The following is a 19,195-nucleotide window of genomic DNA, read 5'->3' on the forward strand; positions in this document are numbered from 1 at the left end:
TCGTCTCGTTGACGGCGTTGCGGTAGGTGCATCGATCTGGCGCAGGAACGCGAGGAACTCCTCGTGGCAGTGTTTCGGCTTCAGCGCTGCGGTCACCTTTCCGGTCTTGATCTCCCGGGCGGCGAACAGCGTGGTGGTGCCCCGGCGCGGTAGTAGTCGTGTGACCGCCGCTCGATCGTGCCCTCCTGTATCGGCAGGATCGGCACCGTGCGGTCCAGCGTCTGGATCTGAGACTTCTCATCGACGCTGAGCACGATCGCGTTGCTGGGGATGTCATCGTTGGTGCCCAGGTAGAGCCCGCGGATATCGCTCACCTTCCCCACCAGCTCGGGTCGGTGGAGAACCGGAACGACTCCGCCTTCCACGGCTTCACGCCGTAAGCCCGCCAAGCACGAGCCACCGAGGTGTTGGAGATCCTCAACCGCTACCCGAGCAGCGGCGAGGGCCAGCGCGTCACCCGGAGCCTCTTCGGCGGAGGCTTCAACGTCTCGGCCACGATCGCCCGATGGTCCAGCTCACGAGGCCGGCCCGAACGCTCACGGTCATCGAGGCCGGCCAAGCCACGGGCTTCGTAACGATCACGCCATCGGATCACCGTCGTGCGACCAGCCCCGACCCGCTCGGCGAACTCGGAGTTCGGCACGCCGTCGGCTGCTGCCAGCAGGATCATCCGCACACGCGTGGCCAGACCCGCGCCGACCGTCCGCGATCGAAGCCATCCCTCCAAGGCATCTCTGTTGCCATCACGAAGCGGGAGCGCTGCCGCCGGGTGGTTCGCCACACAGCCACGACTTCAGAGCGTCAACCGTTTCAGAACTTGCGCCAGGCATCACTTGCGTCCCACGTTGCGCCCGTGTCCGGGCCGCTCCTCGGTGCTCGACCGGAGGAGCCCGCAACGCTCCGCCAGCACGGCGGCCTCGGTGCGGTTGCTCGCCGACAGCTTGCGCAGGATGCTCTCGACGTGGGTGGTCACCGTGCGCGGTGCGAGGACGAGCTCCTCGGCGATCTGGGCGTTCGACAGGCCGTCGCGGATCAGGGCCAGCACCTGGCCCTCCCGCGCGCTGAGCCGGGCGGCGTCGAAGCGGGCCAACGTCACGGCCCACTCGGTCAGCACCGGCCGGGCGGCGACCAGGGCCGCCTTGGTCTCGGCATCGATCAGCGGGTCCCGCACGCTGACGTGCAGGAGCGCGACGTCGAGTCCCGCCGGTGACTGCAGGACGATCGACGTCCCGTTGCGGAATCCGGCCGGGCCGTACACCGACTGCGCCTCGTAGCTCTCCCGGAACCGGGGAATGTCCTCCCAGCAGTGGAGGGTCTCCGGTCGCCGGAAGACGAACTTGAGGGCGTCGCAGTGCCGCGTGTAGCGGGCGGTCGTGTGGTGCCGGGCGGTCTCCGGCGGGTACTCGAGGTTGAGCATCTCCCGATGGGAGCCGTCCTCGGCCGAGACCGCCATCAACCCGATGGCGGAGGCCTGGGTGCTCCGCAGCATGTTCTCCCCGAGTCGACGGCATTTGTCTCCGGTCGAGCTGGCCGATGCCAGCTCCAGGAGATCGTCGAAGCTCGTGTGATGCACGTCACCCAGTGTAAGGGTCCATTGTTTCGACCGTGTTGCTGTCCAGGTGCGCCTTCGGGGCGCTGGCCGGGCGGCGCGGCAAAAGGACCACTCCTGAGTCCAATTACGTCGATCTACCGATACCGGCGGCTCATCAGGTCTCCTAACGTCCGGCTCACGGGCTTCGAACTCGGGGCCACGGGACACGAGGAGAAACCATGCGCCGCACTTCCTCCCACCGGATCGCCGTCGCGACCGGCCTTCTCGCCGCCGGGGCGGGACTGACCGCCTGCAGCCAGCAGGACGAGGCGCTGGCCGGCTGCGAGACGTCGTACACGATCGGCTTCAGCCACCCGGTCGGCGAGGCCGCGGCGCCGAAGGCGATCAAGCGGATGGCCGCCGACTACGCCGAGGAGAAGGGCTGCATCACGTTCCTTCTCGACAACACCACGGCCAGCAACCTCGAGAGCCAGCGGACGACGGTCGAGGGCTGGATCACCCAGAAGGTGGACGCCATCTTGCTGTTCCCCGTCGACCCGTCCGCCTTCGCCAACCTGCAGAGCCAGGCGCAGGAGCAGGGCACCGCGTGGCTCACCTACGCCACGCCGATGGAGGGTGAGGACGGCGGCGTCGGGTTCGACAGCGAGCAGGCCGGGGCCATCATCGCCGACGACATGTCCGCCTGGATCGAGGAGCACTACCCCGACGGCGGCATCTCGGCCGCGGTCACCACCCTCAAGGCGCTGACCACGATCACCGGTCGCTGGGAGAAGCCGGAGGCGGCTCTCGAGGAGCTCGACGTACCGGTCGTCTCGATGCAGGACTGTGCCGACCAGACCTGCGGCCTCCAGATCGCCGAGGACGCACTGCGCGAGAACCCTGACCTGCGGGTGTTCATCGGCCTCAACGACGACGCCGCGCTCGGAGCCCAGAAGGCCTTCCAGAACGCCGGTCTCAGCGCGGACGAGGTCTACATCGCCGGTTCCGACGGCGCGCCCGAGGCGCTGGAGAACATCAAGGACCCTGGTGACGGTGCCTTCCGCACGACGGCCGCACTCGAGGTGCAGTCACTCGCCCAGGACATCGTGGACAACTCCGTCGCCGCGATCACCGGCGAGGGGGAGACCAGCTCCCTCACCCCGGCCGTCCTGGCGAAGACGGGCGACGAGGCCACGATCGACGAGCTGCTCAGCCAGCTCCATGGCTGACGTTCCCGGCGAGCCGGCCCGATCCGGCCTGACGATCGCGAACCTTCACAAGTCGTACGACGAGAACCGCGTGCTCAAGGGCATCGACCTCGTCTTCGGCTTCGGTGAGGTGCACGCACTGCTCGGTGCCAACGGGGCGGGCAAGTCCACGCTCCTGGGCTGTCTCAGCGGAGCCGTCCACCCCGACCGAGCGGACATCCGGATCGGGGAGAGGTCCTACGACGGCTTCACCCCGCGCCGCGCGTTCGACGCCGGCATCGCCATCATCTATCAGCACTTCCAGCTGATCGGGCCGCTGTCGGTCGCCGACAACATCTTCCTGGGACGCGAGCTGCGACGTCCCGGAGGCACGGTCGATCGGCGCCGTCAGGAGCGCGAGGCCGGCGAGGTGCTGGCCGAGCTCGGGCTCGACCTCGATCCGCGCGCGCCCGTCGGCGGCCTGAGCGTCGGTGCCCAGCAGATGGTCGAGATCGCCCGCGCCGTCCGGCTCGACCCACGTGTGCTGATCCTCGACGAGCCGACGGCTGCCCTCGGCGCGCACGAGGTGGCGGCGCTGCTGGCACTCGTGCGGCGGCTCGCCACGCGCGGGATCGCCGTCGTCTACGTCACCCACCTGCTCGGTGAGGTCCTGGAGGTCGCGGACCGTGCGACGGTCCTGCGTGACGGCCGGGTGCACTGGACGCGGCCGCGATCCGAGCTCACCCTCGCCGGCCTGGTCGAGGGCATCTCACCCGACGCCGCGACCGATCGCGAACGGAAGCGGGCCGCGCTCGGGTCCGACGTGGTGCTGCGTCTGGACGGCGCCTGCTCGGGCTTCACCGGTCCGCTCGACCTGGACGTCCGGGCGGGCGAGGTCGTCGGCGTCTTCGGGCTGCTGGGCTCGGGACGCACCGACCTGCTCGAGTCACTCGCGGGCGTGCGGTCGCTGCGCGGCGGCGCAGTGCGGATCGACGACACGCCGGTCCGGCTCGGCTCGCCCCGCGCCGCCCAGCGCAGCGGTGTCGCCCTCGTTCCCTCGGACCGCAAGGCGCAGGCCCTGTTCGGCACCATGACCGCCGTCGAGAACATGCTGATGCCCCACCTCGGCCGGCTCGCGGGGCGTCGTACCGCGCTGCGCAGCCGCCGACGGGAGCACGACGTCTTCGCCCGGATGGTCGACACCGTCGACCTCGTCCCGCCGCGCGCCGCCCAGCCCGCCGACGGCTTCTCGGGCGGCAACGCGCAGAAGATCGCGGTGGCCCGCTGGACCTGCGGGCTGGGGAGCCCCCGGCTGCTGCTCCTCGACGAGCCGACCCAGGGCGTCGACATCGGAGCCCGCCACGACCTCTACGCCCTGGTCCGCTCCTGGGCCGCCGACGCCGGGGCGGCCGTGCTGTTCTCGACCAGCGACCCGGAGGAGGTGCTGGCCCTCGCCGACCGCGTCGTCGTCCTGGTCGAGGGCCGGGTCACCCACGTCGGGCCGGCCGACCTCGAGGAGTCCGCCCTGGTCGCCCTCGCCCAACCCGCCGTCACCGAGAGGAGCGTCGCCTCGTGACGACCCCGCCCGCCAGCACCCCTGCCGGCACCCCCACCGCCCTGGTCGTCGCCGAGCCGGAGCCCGCGCCGCGCCGCCGTCGTACGGCGCGGACCAGCGTGGTCGTGAGCTGGGTGATGCCGGCCGCGACCGTGCTGCTGATGGCCTACTTCTCGGTCGCGACCAGCAACTTCCTGACCTTCGACAACCTCGCCGCGGTCCTCACCCAGAACGCCGCGGTGTTCATCGTCGCGGCCGCGGCCGCCATGCTGCTCATGGCCGGCTACGCCGACCTCTCGGTCGGCTCGATGATGGCGCTCGCCGGGGTGAGTGCCGGCCTGGCCTTCACGCACCACGGCGTGGTGGCGGGGCTGGTCGTCGGCCTGCTGGTCGGCCTGGCCGTCGGCACCCTCAACGGCGTGCTGATCGGTGTCCTCGAGATGTCGCCGATCGTCGTGACCCTCGGCGGCCTCGCCGCCTGGCGCGCGCTGGCCCAGTACCTCGCCCCGGACTCGGTCTTCGGGTTCCCCGACGCCGTCGGCGACTTCGCGATCGGCCGCTTCCTGGGGCTGACCTGGATCGCCTGGATCGCGATCGTCGTGTGCGTCGTCGCGGTCGCCGTGATGGCGCTGCTCCCGCTGGGCCGCCACATCCAGGCGATCGGCGTCAACGCGCGTGCCGCGTTCCTGGTCGGGATCCGGGTCAAGGGCACGATCCTCGCCCTGTACGCCGTGGTGGGGCTCGCCGTCGGGCTCGCGGCGCTGCTGCAGGTCGCCCGTCTCGACAGCGCGCCGTCCGGCACGCTCGGCGTCGGCTTCGAGGTCACCGTCCTCACCGCCGTGCTGCTGGGTGGCATCCCCTTCACCGGTGGCCGCGGCAGCATGTGGCGGGTCCTCGTCGGCGTCTGGCTGATCGCCGTGCTCAAGAACGGCCTCACCCTCCTCAACTACGGCCCCGAGGTCGCGGGCATGGTCACCGGCGCCGTCCTCGTCGTGGCCGCCGCGCTCGAGGCCGTGGCCGTCGCCGCGCGTCGCCGCGGCTGACCCCGCAACCGTTCCGCACCGTCCCCCGGCAAGAAGGAGCTCCGTCATGTCCACCCTCCCCGTCCGCGCCTACGCCGACGCCCTGTCCTACGAGCGTGGCCGCGAGCTGCGGCTGCACGTCGACGCCACCGGACCGGTCGACGTCCGGCTGATCCGGATGCGCAGCTCCGACGCCGCCGACACCACGCTCGACAGCGACGTCGCCTGGGCCGCCGCCGGCACCTACGACGCCTCCCCCCAGGAGACCTGCGTCGGCTCCTTCCTGATCGGCGAGCTCGCGCCGACGGCGCCGACGGACAGCTCGGCGCTCAGCCTCGGCGCCTTCGTCTGGTCCGCCGACCACGCCGCCGCCCCCGTTCAGGCCCTGGTCTCCCTGGCCAACGGCCCGACCCTGGAGCTGCGCGACGGCTGCCCGGCGGTCGTCGACGCGGCCGGGACCGTGCTCGCCACCGGCCCGAGGATGGCCGACCACGTCTGGCACCTGGTGGTCGCCAGCCTGGAGCCGGACGCGATCCGGCTGACGGTCACGCCGGTCGACCGCGTGCGCGGCCGGACCGAGGAGGTCGTGGTCGCCGGCGCGTTCGGGCCGTTCACGCCGCGCGGCCCGGTCACCGTCGGCGCCCGCGGTGGCCATGGCGTCGTCCCCGGGGAGAACGGTGCGCGCGGCCTGGCCGCCGACGGCTTCAACGGCAAGGTGGAGGACCCGTTCGTCTGCGCCGGCGCGGTCGGCGCGGACCAGGCGGCCGCGGTCGTCAGCGGCGATGTCGAGCTGTCCGACCTCGACCTGATCGCCGCGTGGGACCTCTCCTTCCGGCACGGCGAGGACCCCGGCCTCGCGGCGGCCGTCGCCGCCCGCCAGCCGCACGGCACGCTGGTCAACGGGCCCGCTCGGGGCGTCACCGGCCGCCGGTTCACCGGCCGCGCCCTGGACTTCAACGACGCCCCTGGCGAGTACGCCGCCGTGCACGTCCACAGCACCGACCTGAACGACGCGGGCTGGGACTGCGTGCTGGCGGCCGCGCTGCCCGAGGACCTCGAGAGCGGCGTCTACGGAGTGGTCGTCGAGAACGCGGACGGCTCCGACGTCGTACCGATCACCGTCGTGCCGCGCGCGGACGACCCACGCAACAAGGTGCTCGTGGTGCTGCCGACGTTCACCTATCTGGCGTACGCCAACGAGGCGCTCTTCAACGGCCTCGACCCGACCGCGATGACCGACCAGGAGGTCGTCGTCGAGACCGAGGACCAGGCTCACGTCGGCGACGCCTCCTTCGGCTTGTCGATGTACGACACGCACCCCGACGGCAGCGGTGTCCTGCTCTCCTCCGCGCGCCGGCAGATCGTCAACATGCGCCGCGGCTACCGGATGTGGCTGGTCGATGCCGGCCGGTCGTTCTCCTCCGACATGTACCTGGTCGAGTGGCTCGCCCGGCGCGGCATCGCCTGCGACGTCGTCACCGACCTTGAGGTCCACGAGCGAGGGGCGGCCTACCTGGCGCCGTACGCGGCGGTGATCTCCGGCTCCCACCCGGAGTACACCTCCGAGGAGATGCTCGACGCCCTCACCGACTACCGCGACGGCGGCGGCGGGCTGCTCTACCTCGGTGGGAACGGCTGGTACTGGGTGACCGGCGTGCTCAGCACGGCCCCTCTCGTCACCGAGATCCGCCGCGGTCACGCGGGCATCCGCTGCTGGGAGTCCTATCCCGGCGAGCTGACCTTGATGTCGACCGGGCTGCCGGGTGGACTGTGGCGGCACCGCGGTCGCGCTCCGCAGGTGCTCTCCGGCGTCGGCTTCGCCGCGCAGGGGTGGGGGCGCTCCGAGCCGTACCACCGTTCCGATGCCGCCGCCGACCCGCAGTGGGCATGGGTGTTCGAGGGGATCGATGAGGATCCGATCGGCGCCTATGGCGCGGTGATGGGTGGCGCGGCCGGCGACGAGATCGACCGCGCCGACGTCAGCCTCGGCACCCCCGAACACGCGGTCGTGCTGGCCTCGTCGCGCGGTCACTCGAACTTCTACCAGCGCGTCCTGGAGGAGATCGGGATGAACCTGCCCGACCACGGCGGCGGGGAGCAGGACCCCGAGGTCCACGCCGACATCGTCTACTTCCGCACGCCCGAGGGCGGCGAGGTCTTCAGCACCGGCTCCATCGCCTGGTCCGGAGCGCTGCTGGAGAACGGCACCGAGAACGGTGTGTCCCGGATGACGGAGAACGTGGTTCGCGCCTTCGTCGACCGGAGGGCGGACGACGACTGAGCGGGACCCGTCGACGCCGCCCGGGACTTCCTGGCCGTATCCAGTGGTGACCCTTTCTCGCTAGAGTCGGTCCACTGCGAGAGAGGACCCCCCGGTGGCTGACACCATCCCGAATCTCACAGGCGGCTCGGGCGACACCGCTTCCGCCGAGCCTGCCCACGGCCGAGCGCCGGTGGCGCAGACCGCACCCTCGTCCCTGCCACCGACGCCTGGTCCCCTGAAGGTACGCCGCGGCCGGCGGCTGCGCGGAGGCGTGAGCATCCAGACCAAGGTGCTCGCGATGATGCTGCTGTCGAGCATCCTGGCCGCCGCGGTCGTCGGCTTCTTCGCCTACCGCACGGGCACCTCGAGCCTCGAGGACGAGGCGTACGAGCGGCTGACCGAGCTGCGCATCGAACGAGCCCGTCAGGTCAGCGACTACCTCGAGGACCTCAAGAACACGGTGGTGGTCGACAGCAAGGGCTACGGCGTGGACGCGTTGCTGGCCTTCGACGCGGCGTACGAGCAGCTGCGCGACGTCACGGTGACGCCCGCTCAACAGGCGGAGGTCCGTGACTACTACGAGGGAGTCTTCGTCCCGCAGCTGCAGGAGACCTCGCACGGAGTGGTGCAACCGGAGTCCTTCATCCCGACGTCACCCGCGCGGACCTATCTCCAGGCGGAGTACACGGCGGTCAGCGACGACTGGGACGAGCGGATCGCGGTCGACGACGCCGGCGACGGCTCGGCCTGGTCGGCCGCACACGCCCGGTGGCACCCCCTCCTGAGAGACCTGGTGGTCGGGTACGACCTCGACGACCTGATGCTGCTCAACGACGAGGGCGATGTCGTCTGGACCGCCTACAAGGGAGTCGATCTGGGCAGCAACATCAAGCGCGGCGAGTACCGCGGCGGCGGCCTCGAGGAGGTCTTCGACGCGGCGATGCGGTCCAACTCGGTCGACTTCACCGCGGTCAGTGACCTGGAGCTGTACCAGCCGTCGTACAACGCGGCCGCCGGTTTCGTGTCCTCGCCCATCGTCGACGCGCAGGACGAGCTGATCGGCGTCCTCGTCGCGCAGGTGCCGATCGAGGTGCTCGACGGATTGATGAACCCCCGCGACGAGGCCGGCGACGTGCTGGGGCTCGGTGAGACCGGCGAGACCTATCTGGTCGGACCCGACGGCCTCCTGCGCTCGAACTCCCGGACCTTGATCGAGGACGCGGACCGCTACGCCGAACGCGCGCGGGAGAACGGACTTCCCCAGGACGAGGTCGACCACGCCGTGTCCGTCGACAGTGCGGTCATGATCCAGACCGCCTCACCCGACGTCCGCTCGATCCTCGCCACCGGCAAGGAGGGCACGCGCGTCATGTCGACCTATCTCGGCTACGACGCCCTGACCTCCTACGGTCCGGTCGAGATCGAGGGCCTGGACTGGGTCGTGGTCGCCACCATGGACGAGGACGAGGCGTTCGAGCCGGTCGACCGCTTCGCCCGCAACGTCCTGATCGCGATGGCGGCGGTCGCCCTGCTGGTGTGCGTCGCCGCGGTGCTCGCCGCGCGCCTGTTCACCGCGCCGTTGGACCGCCTGCTCGCCGGCGTGCGGAAGGTGGCCGGCGGCGAGCTCGGGACTCAGGTCACTCCGTCGTCACGCGACGAGTTCGGCGATCTCGCCATGGCGTTCAACGACATGAGTGCGAGCCTGCTGACCAAGCAGGAGCTCCTCGAAGCGCAGCAGGCCGAGAACGAGCGCATGCTGCTGGCCCAGATGCCGGAGCCGGTGGCGCGTCGCTATCGCAGTGGCGAGACCGCGATCTCGGGCGAACATCCCAACGTCACGGTGGTCTACACGGAGATCGAGGGTTTCGACGAGTTCGCCGGCGACCGCCGTGCCGAGGACGCCCTCGATCTGCTCAACTCCCTGGCACGCGGCTTCGACGACGCAGCCAGGCAGGCAGGCATCGAGAAGGTGCGGAGCCTGGGCACCGGCTACATCGCGGCGTGCGGTCTCGTGGTCGAGCGGGTCGACCACGCGCGCCGGGTGGTCGACTTCGCCACCGACGTCGCCACCATGATCACCCGCTTCAACGCTCAGCACGGCGCCCGGCTCGCCCTGCGAGCCGGCATCCACAGCGGCCCGGTGCGGAGCGGGCTCGTCGGCGCGGGCGATGTGGTCTACAACCTCTGGGGAGAGGCCGTCGGACTCGCCTACCGCATCCGGTCCATCGCCGGCGAGCCAGGCATCTACCTCACCGACGCGGTGCGCGAGCGACTCGGCAACGGTGCGCCCGCCCTGGAGGAGTCGGGCTCGGTGGACGTCGCGGGACGCTCGACCCAGATCTGGCGGTTGACGCCGACCAAGGACTGACCGATGGACGTCCTGGGAGAGTCCTGGTTCTGGTGGGCCGTCGGCCTCATCGTCGGCCTGCCGGTCGGGCTCGTGGTGCTCTCCGAGGTGCACCTGTCACTCGTGCGGCGCGGCAACGCCTTGGCCCGGCCGGTCAACCGGCTGCGGGTCTGGCTGATTCCCACCGGGGCACTGCTCGTCGTCCTCACGCAGGCCGCGACCTTGGACGACGAGGACGTCGGCGTGCGCGTCGTCGCCACCCTCGTGGGGTTCATCGCCGTCTCGGTCGCCCTCGGCATGCTCAACGCCGCCCTGTTCGGCAACGCGAGCGACGGCACGTGGCGCGAGCGCCTGCCCAGCATCTTCGTCGACCTCGGTCGGCTCGTGCTCGTCGTGGCCGGCGCCGCCCTCGTCGCCTCCCTGGTCTGGGGCCTCGACATCGGCGGCCTCTTCGCGGCTCTCGGCGTCGGGTCGATCGTGATCGGCCTCGCGCTGCAGAACGCCGTCGGCTCGGTGGTCTCCGGTCTGCTCCTGCTCTTCGAACAGCCGTTCCGGATCGGTGACACCCTCGACGTGGACGGCATCCAGGGCCGGGTCGTGGAGGTGAACTGGCGCTCCACCCACGTCGACACCGGCGTCGGTATCCAGGTGATCCCCAACGCCACGATCGCCGGAGCCTCGTTCGCCAACCTGAGCCGACCGACCCCGGCCCACGATCTCGTCGTGGAGTGCGCATTCGACCCGGCGGACGATCCCGCGGCGGTCGTGTCCGTCCTTCTCGAGGTCGCCCGCCGGCTACCGCTCCTCCAGCCCGGCGGCGCGCCCGACGCCCAGCCCTCGGGCGGTGGCGGGTACATCGTCCGGCTGCCCCTGCTGACCGTGGCCGACAGCGGCGCCGCCCGGTCTCGCTTCTTCCTCTGGCTGTGGTACGCCGCCCAGCGCGCCGGCCTCAGCCTCGACGGCCACGCCCCCCGCTCCGCCCCGACCGCCGAGGTCGAGGATGCGGTCCGTCGCAGCACCCGTGCGCTCGCCCTGTCCGACGAGGACGTCGACCTGCTGGTGGCGGCGTCACGCATCGCCACGTACGGCCCCGACGAGACCGTGCTGGCGGCCGGGACCATCCCCGAGGTGTTGTCGTTCGTCGCCCGCGGCCGGGTCGACCTGCTCGCCCGCGGCCCGGAGTCGGCCACCCGGGTCGGGGGACTGGAGCCCGGCGAGCCCTTCGGCGAGTCGGTCCTATCGCGCACTCCGACCCCATTGGAGCTGCGCGCCGACGGTGTGTGCGACGTGCTCGAGATCGACCGCGCGGCCGTCGACCGCCTCGTGCTCGCCAACGCCGACGCCGCCCGCCGCCTCCAAGCCGTCGTCGACATCCGCAACCGCCAGGCCCGACCCCCACGAGCACCGGATTCCGTCCCGCGCCCCGCAGGCGTGCAACGTGGCTGAGGCCCTGCACAGCGAGCGCGGCTACCCGGGCAGGGTGACCAGGAATCGGCAGCCGACGTCCCGGGGGCGGTTCTCCACGGTGACGTGTCCGTCGTGGGCCTCGACGATGCCCTTGACGATCGCGAGGCCGAGCCCGCCGCCCCGGGCCTGCCCGTCGGGGGTGCGGGCGGGGGCGGCCTGCCAGGCGACGTCGAAGACGCGCGCGATGTCGTCGGGCGGGAGGCCGCCGCAGCCGTCGCTCACGGCGATCTCGACGTGGCCTCCGGCCAGGCGACCGTGGACCTCGACGGCCCCGCCGGTGCGGGTGTGCCGCACGGCGTTGGCCAGGAGGTTGTCGAGGACGCGAGCGATGCCGGCCGGGTCGGCCGACACCTCCAGACCCTCGTCGACAGCTCCTTCCACTCGTACGCCGCGTGCCTCGGCGACCGGCGTGATCGCGGCGATCGCCTCGCTGACCAGGTCGGCGAGCAGGACCGGCTCCGGAGCGATGACGAGCACCCCCGCCTGGATGCGGGCGAGCTCGAAGAGGTCGTCGACCATGCCGCTCATGCGGTCCACCTCCGCCCGGATCTGTCGGTGGTAGCGCCCCGGATCGGTGGTCAGGTCGTCCTCGAGTGCCTCGGTCATCGCGCGGATGCCGGCCAGCGGCGTGCGCAGGTCGTGCGACACCCAGGACACCAGCTCACGGCGCGCCTCCTCCAGCCGTCGTTCGCGGGCGTGGGCCTGGCGCAGGCGGTCGCGGGTGCGGTCGAGCTCGTCGGCCAGCGAGCGGAGCTCGGCGGTCCCCGGTGTGCCGCCTCCTGCCTGCTCGGGCGTCGTGGCGTCGAAGACGCGTACCTGTGCGCGGACCTCCTCGGACCAGCGGGCGATGGCGGCTGCCACGATGAGGGCGATGCCGATGGCGCCGACGGCCGCCACGGAGGTCACGACCGACATGACGAGGAGGTCGTGTGCGGAGATGAACATCAGGCGGGCGATCGCGGTGGCGCCGAGAGAGGCGCCGGCCACGGGTACGACGGCGACCAGGGCGAGCTGCCAGCGGATCGAGCGGCGTCGTACCAGCCGGCCGACGGCGAGGCCGAGCGCGCCGGCCAGGATCGCGCAGGCCGCGGCGACGGCGACGATCGCCGCGGCGTCCGCGAAGGTCATGATGCTGCCTCCGCCGCCGGGTCCCATCGATAGCCGACGCCCCACACCGTGACCAGCCGGACGGGACGGCGCGGGTCCGGCTCGACCTTCTCGCGCAGGCGCCGGACGTGCACGGTCACGGTGGACTGGTCGCCGACGCTCCATCCCCAGACCTGCTGCAGGAGCTGCTCACGCGAGTACGCCGTGCCCGCATGTGAGACGAGGAACCTCAGCAGCTCGAACTCACGGAGGGTGAGGGAGAGCTCCGCGCCGGCGCGGCTCGCCGCGTGCCGGGCGACGTCGACGACCAGGTCGCCATCGCTGAGGACGTCGGGCTCATCGGTGCGTCCGGTGGTCCGGCGCAGGACGGAGTCCACGCGCAGGGCCAGCTCCCGGGGACTGAAGGGCTTGCCGACGTAGTCGTCGGCGCCCAGCTCGAGGCCGTGGACGCGGTCGGCCTCGCGTCCGAGCGCCGTGAGCATGATGATCGGGATGTCGCCGATAGCGCGCAGGCGCCGGCACACCTCGCGGCCGTCCAGGCCGGGAAGCATGACGTCGAGCACGACGGCGTCGACGCCACCGGCACGCACGACGCTCAGCGCGTCCTGGCCGTCGCCGGACTCGACGACGTCGTGCCCGCGTGCCCGCAGGTAGGAGCTCACCACCTCGCGGACCGGGAGATGGTCATCGACGACGAGGATCCGTGCCACGGGTGCTCCTTCCTCGTGCTCCTCCGGACAGTATCCGCGACGCTGCCAGTGCCGCGCCCGCGCCGACGATCCCGATCGCCAGGACGCCCCAGCCGAGGCCGTAGTCCCGCCCGAGGAGCGTCGGCATCGCGGGGTCGGCGCCGAGGCCGACGAACACCGGGATCGCCGCGAGCGTGACGGGGCCGAGCAGGACCAGGACGGCGACCGCGGTCCTGGCGACCGGGTCGCGCCCGTAGCGCCGGACCAGCCAACCGAGCGCCAGCACGACCGGCACCAGCAGCAGGTCGTGAGCGACAACCGCCCCACCTGCCCACACCAGGACCGCTCCCCCCTGGGCGAGGCTCTGCGTGGACAGGAGCAGCCAGCCGCCGTACCCGATGGCGGCGGTCCCGACGACGACCAGCGCGGCCCTCATCCGAGGACCTCGATGCGGGCGAGCCACTTGGTCTGCGTGACGCCCGGGCGGTTCGGCGCGATGAGTCGCGCGGGGAAGCCGTGGTCGAGCGAGAGCGGGGCACCGTTGAGGCCGAGCGCGACGAGGGTGAGCGGGTCGGACGCGAACGGGGCCGGGAGCACGCTGAATCGGCCGCCGCGTCGGCGTTGGAGGGAGTGGAAGGCGACGTCGGCGCCTCCGGTGGCCTCGACCAGTCGCAACAGGTCCCACAGCCGGACCCCGCTCCACGTGCCGACGGCGCTCCAGCCCTCGACGCAGGCGATGGGCAGGTCGACCGTGCGCTGGGGCAGGGAGAGGAGCTCGTCGCGGCCCAGCCGGATGACGCGATCGCGGTGCCGTAGCTCGCAGACCCAGCCGGGATCGGTTGCCTCGGCGACGACGCCGGCCGCGCGAGCGGTCCGGTTGACCGGCACGCCTTGGGGACCTCCGGCGCGGCGCGCCGAGAGCACCGCCAGGCGGTCCAGGCCCGGCAGGGTGCCACCGGCCGAGGCGACGGCGGCGGTGCCGGCGGCGAGCCAGGTCAGGCGGAGGAGGCCCCGGCGGTCGACCGGCGCCGCCGGGCGATCCGCCTCCTGCGGAGCCGTCTCGTCGAGGTCGCGGGCGAGAGCGTCGCGGATGACCGGGAGCTTGACCGCGACGTGGACGAGGAGGGCGCCGGCGGCTACCCAGGCGACGGCGTAGTGGGCGCGACGGAAGCTGAACTGCCACGGATACCACTGCGTAACGTTCACCAGCCCGGTGGTCACCTCGAAGAGCGCGGCACCCACCAGGAGGGCGATCGACCCACGCTCGAGGACCGTCAGAACGACGGCTCGCAGCTCGCGGGGAGGCCGCTGGAACAGCCGCGGGTAGACGGTCCACAGCTTGACGAGCAGCAGCGGTACCGCGGCAGTGCCGGACAGCACGTGCAGCGCCTGGGTCACCTGGTAGCCCCACACGGGCCGAGTGGGCAGGGGAATCGGCTGATGGGCGGCCTGCGCGTAGTGGCTGAGCAGACCCGTGACGAAGGCGAGCGCGAAGCAGACGCCCAGCCAGCGTCCGACGCGCGCGGCGACGCGGACGTCGTGCAGCCGTGAGGGAAGATCCCCGGGCCGGGGGACACGGGGCCTCACCGGGCCACCCCGAGCACGGCGCACCAGCGCCCGTCGTACCGGTCGACGGCGCGCACGGTCAGGTTCGCGCGGTTCGCGAGCGCCGCGAGACCGTCGACACCCACCCGCCCCCAGGGGAAGTACGTCGTCGACGCGCATGGGCAGGCCAGCTGGACGTCGGCCGAGCCGGTCGGCCGGCCGGGGGGCTCCACCTCCGCCACGATCCGCCCGCCTCCGCGCACCAGAGCGCGCATCCGCGTCAGCAGGGCCAGCGGATCGCCGCCGATGCCGATGTTCCCGTCGGCCAGCAGCACCGTGTCCCACCTGCCCTCGCCGGGCACGCGGTCGAAGACGTCGCGGTGCAGCGCGGAGCCACCTCGACGCCGGGTCTGGGCCACGGCCTCGTGGACCACGTCGATGCCCAGGACGGGGCGCCCGGCGAGGGCGAGCTCCTCGGTGAGCCTCCCGGGCCCGCATCCGACGTCGATCGTGGCTCCGGCGCAGTGACGCAGGAACAGGCGATCGACGAGGTCGGCGCGCCGGCGCCAGTCCTCGACCGGCAGGGGAACGGGGGTGCCGTCCACCGTGCGGACGGTGCATGTCTCTCCCCGCAGGGCGTGGGCGAAGACGACCTCGAAAGGCGCAGCGGGACCGGTCACGGCCGCACCGCCGCCACGAGGAGGCCCGGGTGCGACGCCGCGACCGCTCGGAGGTCGGCCAGATCGTCGATGTCGCGCAGGACCGGGGCGTCGGCGACGGTGAGGCCGATGTCCTCCAGGGCGCTCCGGGTCGCCGCGCCGGTCCACTCGGTGGACATCGGCACGGTCGCGACGGCGGCCGCACGGCACGGTTCCCGGAGGCCGAGCAGCCACCAGCCGCCGTCCTCCGCCGGTCCGAGCACGCCGTCGTGCTGGTCGAGGAGCGCCGCCGCGTCGACCAGCAGACCCGGCGTGGCCTGAGGGGTGTCCATGCCGACCTGCACGACCGGCCCCCGCAGGACGGCGAACGCGGCGGCGATCCGCTCGCCGAGGCTGCCTGCTTCCTGGGGGACCACCGACCACCCGCTGAGGGCACGGCGGAGACGGACCCCGTCGACGGCGTCCGTGAGCTCGCCGTCGAGGGCAAGGCGGCACCGCCCGGGCCCGACGGCGCTCGCACACGCCGCGATGGTGTCGAGCAGCGCAGCCGCCGCGACCCGCGCGGCCGTGGCCGCCCCGATGTCGGCAGCGAGCCGGGTCTTCACCCGCCCCGGGACCGGGGACTTCGCCATGACCAGGATCGTCGTCATCGCTCACCCCGGCGAGTCGTGGCGAGCACGCGGAGGAAGTCACGGCCCGCCCGGAACGTGCCGGAGACGGATCCCGAGACCTTCGAGCGGGTGCCGGGTGTGCGGGGGTGATAGGCCACGTCGCGCTCGACGATGCGCCACCCGGCCCGTGCGGCGCGGTCGACGAGCTCGACCGGATAGCCGAAGCGCCGGTCCTCGATCCCCAGCGCGAGCAGGTCGGCGCGGCGCGCCACGCGCAGCGGACCGAGGTCGTCGAGGGCGACACCGGTGCGTCGTCGTACGGTCGCCAGGACCAGCGCGTTGCCCAGCCGGGCCGTCCAGGGCGGCCGCATCCCGGTCGTGCGGTCACGCCGGCCCATCGCGAGGTCGGCCTCGCCGTCCCGCACCAGGGCGAGCAGCGGGAGCACGTCGGCGGGATCGAAGGAACCGTCGCCGTCCATGACGGCGACGAAGGTGGCGGTCGCCGCGCGCACGCCGGCGTCCACGGCTGCGCCGTAGCCGGGCCTCGGTTCGTCCACCACGAGAGCGCCGGCCCGCGCCGCGACCGCTGCCGTCTCGTCCGTCGACCCGTTGTCGACCACCACGACGCCGAGCCCACGGGGGACCCGGGGCAGCAGCAGGCGAAGGGCCGGGGCCTCGTCGCGGCACGGGAGGACGAGCTGGCAGTCGAGCACCCGTCCAACCTAGGGATCGCGAGCCGCTGTCACGGCGCTCAATCCTTACGGTCCCGTGACGACGCCCGGCGGTGGCCGCCGAGCGGCCTAGGGTCGACGACATGGCGGCGACGGGCACGACGGACGTCCGGCGGGCCGCGCTGTCCGGGACGGTGATGGCCGCGGCTCTGGTGGCGGCGGCCGTGCTCGTGCCCGCTCTCACCGGATGGGACGTGCGGGAGCGAGCCGACGACATCGCCGGCCTCCCGCCGCTGCACGGCTACCCGGAGGCCAAGCTCGGCCCCGGGACACCGCTGGCGATCCTGGTGGGCGTCGTCGTGGTGGGCGTGGGCCCGCGGGCGGCACGTCGGCTCGGTTGGCGGCGACTGCTCGCACTGAGCTGGGGAACCTCGGTGCTCTGGCTGCTCGCGCTCGCGCTCGTCGACGGGACGTCCGGTCTCTCGCGCGTGCTCGGCAACCGGCACGAGTACCTCCCCACCGCGCGCTCGGTCACCTCCGTGCCCGACCTGCTGGCGTCGTACGTCGACCACATCCCCTACGACTCCGCGGACAACTGGCCGACCCATGTCGCGGGACATCCGCCGGGAACGCTGCTGGTGTTCGTGCTGCTCGTCCGCCTCGGGCTCGGCGGCGACCTGGCCGCCGGCGTCGTGGTCTCCGTCGTGGCCGCCACGGTGCCGGTCGCGGTGCTCGTGACCCTGCGGGCACTCGGCAGCGAGGACCTCGCTCGGCGGGCCGCGCCGTACCTGGTCGTGACGCCGGCCGCGGTCTTCCTCGCCGTGTCGGCCGATGCGGTCATCGCGGCGGTGGTCGCGTGGGGGCTGGCCGCGCTCGCGCTGGCCACGCGGGGACCGTTGCGCCGGGCATGGCCCTGGGCGGTGGCGGCGGGTGTTCTGCTGGGGTACGCCGTGCAGATGTCCTACGGCATGCCCTTGGCCGGAGCCCTGGCGCTCGCGGTGCTGGTGGCTGCCCGGTGCTGGTGGCCGCTGCCGGTCGCGGCGCTGGCGGCGCTGGCCGTGGCGCTCGCATTCGCCGCGATGGGCTTCGCGTGGTGGGAGGCGCTGCCGGTGCTCCAGGACAGGTACTGGGACGGGATCGCGGCGCAGCGGCCCGCCGCGTACTGGCTCTGGGGGAACCTCGCGGCCCTCCTGCTCTCGGGAGGCATGCTGCTCGGCGGCTCCGTCGCGGCTGCCTGGGCTTCCCGCCGGGCCGAGCCGGTCGTCGTGCTCCTCGTGGGGGCGGGACTCCTGGCCGTCCTGGCCGCCGACGGGACCTTGATGAGCAAGGCCGAGGTGGAGCGGATCTGGCTGCCGTTCGTGCCCTGGCTGACCGTCGGCCTGGCGCTCCTGCCGGTGTCCTGGCACCGCCGGGCGCTCACCCTCCAGGTCCTTGGCGCGCTGCTGGTGCAGCACCTGCTCTATACGACGTGGTGAGCCTCAGCACGGATCCAGGCTCAGTCACGCAACGGCGCGGTGGCGAAGGCCGGCAGGCCCGTGTCGGGATCCACCTCGGCACGGAAGCCCAGCTCCGCCGCGGCCCGCTCCGGCGAGGCGACGACGTGCCGCACGTCCCCGAGGCGGTACTCGCCCGTGATCACCGGCGCGAGCGGGCACACGGCGCCGCGCGCGACCAGGGTCGCCACCTCCGCGATCGTGACGGGATGTCCCGACGCGACGTTGAGCGCACGGAAGGTTCCCGGGGCCGCGGTCGCGACGGCGACCGCCGCGAGCACGTTGGCCCGCGCCACGTCGTCCACGTGCACGAAGTCCCGCTGCTGCTGGCCGTCCTCGAAGACGCGCGGTGGCTCGCCACGCTCGAGGGACGAGCGAAACATCGCTGCCACCCCGGAGTACGGCGTGTCGCGGGGCATGCCCGGACCGTAGACGTTGTGGTAGCGCAGTGCGACGACGGCGGCGTCGGCCTGGCGCGCCCAAGCCTGGGCGTAGTGCTCCTGAGCCGCCTTGCTGGCCGCGTAGGCGTTGCGGGGGGCCAGCGGGGCGTCCTCGTGGACCAGACGCGAGGTGAGCGGAGCCCGACAGTCGGGGCATCGTGCGGAGAAGTCGCCGGCTGCCAGCGCGTCCGGCGCACGCACCGGTGGCATGACCTGGCCGTGCCGGTCGCACGCGTAGGCGCCCTCGCCGTAGACGACCATCGAGGACGCGAGGACCAGTCTCCGGACGCCCGCCTCGGTGGCGGCGGCGAGCAGCGCCGCGGTGCCGAGGTCGTTGTGCGCGGCGTAGAGCGGGAGGTCCGCGGTCGTCGTACCCGCGCCGACGACGGCGGCCTGGTGGCACACGACGTCGATGCCATCCATCAGGCTGCGCCAGTTGTCGGCGTCGCGGACGTCGAGCACGTGCGTGCCCGCGTCGGGAGTCGGGTCGTGGTGGGCCGTGGGCAGCAGGGCATCGACCCGCACGAGCTCGTGGCCGTCCGCGACGAGCGCGCGGTCGACGGCGGAGCCGATGAAGCCGGCCGAGCCGGTCAGCAGGACGCGCATCC

The 19,195-nt window shown here is 72.7% G+C and carries 18 protein-coding genes; 7 read left to right on the forward strand and 11 right to left on the reverse strand.

What is annotated here, in order from left to right; genetic code table 11:
* Positions 1-92: 92 nt before the first annotated feature.
* The 3 genes from KVF89_RS15620 to KVF89_RS15630 form a co-directional block, all read right to left on the reverse strand.
* Complete coding sequence (locus KVF89_RS15620; protein WP_257426870.1) at positions 93-314, reverse strand: hypothetical protein; 222 nt, start codon at positions 312-314, stop codon at positions 93-95.
* A 110-nt stretch (positions 315-424) separates the two neighbouring features.
* Positions 425-781, reverse strand: coding sequence for a helix-turn-helix domain-containing protein (locus KVF89_RS15625; RefSeq protein ID WP_372497923.1), 357 nt, complete (start codon positions 779-781; stop codon positions 425-427).
* 48 nt (positions 782-829) lie between these two features.
* The gene (locus KVF89_RS15630; protein WP_257426873.1) at positions 830-1,573 is read right to left on the reverse strand and encodes a helix-turn-helix transcriptional regulator; all 744 of its coding nucleotides are present in this window, start codon (positions 1,571-1,573) and stop codon (positions 830-832) included.
* Positions 1,574-1,770: 197 nt separating this feature from the next.
* Here KVF89_RS15630 and KVF89_RS15635 point away from each other — a divergent pair, with 197 nt between their 5' ends.
* From KVF89_RS15635 to KVF89_RS15660, 6 genes are all read left to right on the forward strand, one after another.
* Positions 1,771-2,760, forward strand: a complete 990-nt coding sequence (locus KVF89_RS15635) for a sugar ABC transporter substrate-binding protein (protein WP_257426875.1) — start codon at positions 1,771-1,773, stop codon at positions 2,758-2,760.
* Entirely contained in the window at positions 2,753-4,294 is a 1,542-nt protein-coding gene (locus KVF89_RS15640; RefSeq protein ID WP_257426877.1) for a sugar ABC transporter ATP-binding protein, read from the forward strand. Before KVF89_RS15635 ends, KVF89_RS15640 begins: the two co-directional genes overlap by 8 nt.
* On the forward strand, positions 4,291-5,316 hold the full coding sequence (locus KVF89_RS15645; protein WP_257426879.1) for an ABC transporter permease: 1,026 nt from the start codon (positions 4,291-4,293) through the stop codon (positions 5,314-5,316). Before KVF89_RS15640 ends, KVF89_RS15645 begins: the two co-directional genes overlap by 4 nt.
* 46 nt (positions 5,317-5,362) lie before the next feature.
* A complete protein-coding gene (locus KVF89_RS30090; protein ID WP_273475505.1) occupies positions 5,363-7,576 on the forward strand; it encodes a N,N-dimethylformamidase beta subunit family domain-containing protein in 2,214 nt (737 codons plus the stop codon).
* A gap of 253 nt (positions 7,577-7,829) precedes the next feature.
* Positions 7,830-9,926: an adenylate/guanylate cyclase domain-containing protein gene (locus tag KVF89_RS30440; RefSeq protein WP_257426881.1), complete on the forward strand. Its 2,097-nt coding sequence runs from the start codon at positions 7,830-7,832 to the stop codon at positions 9,924-9,926.
* A gap of 3 nt (positions 9,927-9,929) precedes the next feature.
* Positions 9,930-11,351: a mechanosensitive ion channel family protein gene (locus KVF89_RS15660; RefSeq protein ID WP_257426882.1), complete on the forward strand. Its 1,422-nt coding sequence runs from the start codon at positions 9,930-9,932 to the stop codon at positions 11,349-11,351.
* Between the two features lie 21 nt (positions 11,352-11,372).
* Here KVF89_RS15660 and KVF89_RS15665 read toward each other — a convergent pair whose 3' ends face one another.
* From KVF89_RS15665 to KVF89_RS15695, 7 genes are read right to left on the reverse strand one after another with little or no spacing between them, the layout of a single operon-like run.
* The gene (locus tag KVF89_RS15665) at positions 11,373-12,500 is read right to left on the reverse strand and encodes a sensor histidine kinase (protein WP_257426884.1); all 1,128 of its coding nucleotides are present in this window, start codon (positions 12,498-12,500) and stop codon (positions 11,373-11,375) included.
* Positions 12,497-13,189, reverse strand: a complete 693-nt coding sequence (locus tag KVF89_RS15670) for a response regulator transcription factor (RefSeq protein ID WP_257426885.1) — start codon at positions 13,187-13,189, stop codon at positions 12,497-12,499. Before KVF89_RS15670 ends, KVF89_RS15665 begins: the two co-directional genes overlap by 4 nt.
* The gene (locus KVF89_RS15675) at positions 13,164-13,604 is read right to left on the reverse strand and encodes a hypothetical protein (protein WP_257426887.1); all 441 of its coding nucleotides are present in this window, start codon (positions 13,602-13,604) and stop codon (positions 13,164-13,166) included. Before KVF89_RS15675 ends, KVF89_RS15670 begins: the two co-directional genes overlap by 26 nt.
* Positions 13,601-14,755, reverse strand: a complete 1,155-nt coding sequence (locus tag KVF89_RS15680; RefSeq protein ID WP_257426888.1) for a molybdopterin-dependent oxidoreductase — start codon at positions 14,753-14,755, stop codon at positions 13,601-13,603. The genes KVF89_RS15675 and KVF89_RS15680 overlap by 4 nt, the downstream gene beginning before the upstream one ends.
* A complete protein-coding gene (locus KVF89_RS15685; protein WP_257426890.1) occupies positions 14,752-15,393 on the reverse strand; it encodes a methyltransferase domain-containing protein in 642 nt (213 codons plus the stop codon). Before KVF89_RS15685 ends, KVF89_RS15680 begins: the two co-directional genes overlap by 4 nt.
* A complete protein-coding gene (locus KVF89_RS15690) occupies positions 15,390-16,022 on the reverse strand; it encodes a TIGR04282 family arsenosugar biosynthesis glycosyltransferase (protein WP_257426892.1) in 633 nt (210 codons plus the stop codon). Before KVF89_RS15690 ends, KVF89_RS15685 begins: the two co-directional genes overlap by 4 nt.
* Positions 16,019-16,696, reverse strand: coding sequence for a glycosyltransferase family 2 protein (locus KVF89_RS15695; protein ID WP_257426893.1), 678 nt, complete (start codon positions 16,694-16,696; stop codon positions 16,019-16,021). Before KVF89_RS15695 ends, KVF89_RS15690 begins: the two co-directional genes overlap by 4 nt.
* Before the next feature lie 101 nt (positions 16,697-16,797).
* Between KVF89_RS15695 and KVF89_RS15700 the strand changes: the two genes are divergently transcribed.
* Entirely contained in the window at positions 16,798-18,129 is a 1,332-nt protein-coding gene (locus tag KVF89_RS15700; protein ID WP_257426894.1) for a hypothetical protein, read from the forward strand.
* A 20-nt stretch (positions 18,130-18,149) separates the two neighbouring features.
* On the opposite strand, the gene KVF89_RS15705 is transcribed toward KVF89_RS15700, so the two are convergent.
* On the reverse strand, positions 18,150-19,193 hold the full coding sequence (locus KVF89_RS15705; RefSeq protein WP_257426895.1) for an NAD-dependent epimerase/dehydratase family protein: 1,044 nt from the start codon (positions 19,191-19,193) through the stop codon (positions 18,150-18,152).
* Between the last annotated feature and the right edge of the window lie 2 nt (positions 19,194-19,195).

Source organism: Nocardioides carbamazepini (assembly GCF_024614185.1).
GTDB classification, from domain to species: domain Bacteria; phylum Actinomycetota; class Actinomycetes; order Propionibacteriales; family Nocardioidaceae; genus Nocardioides; species Nocardioides carbamazepini.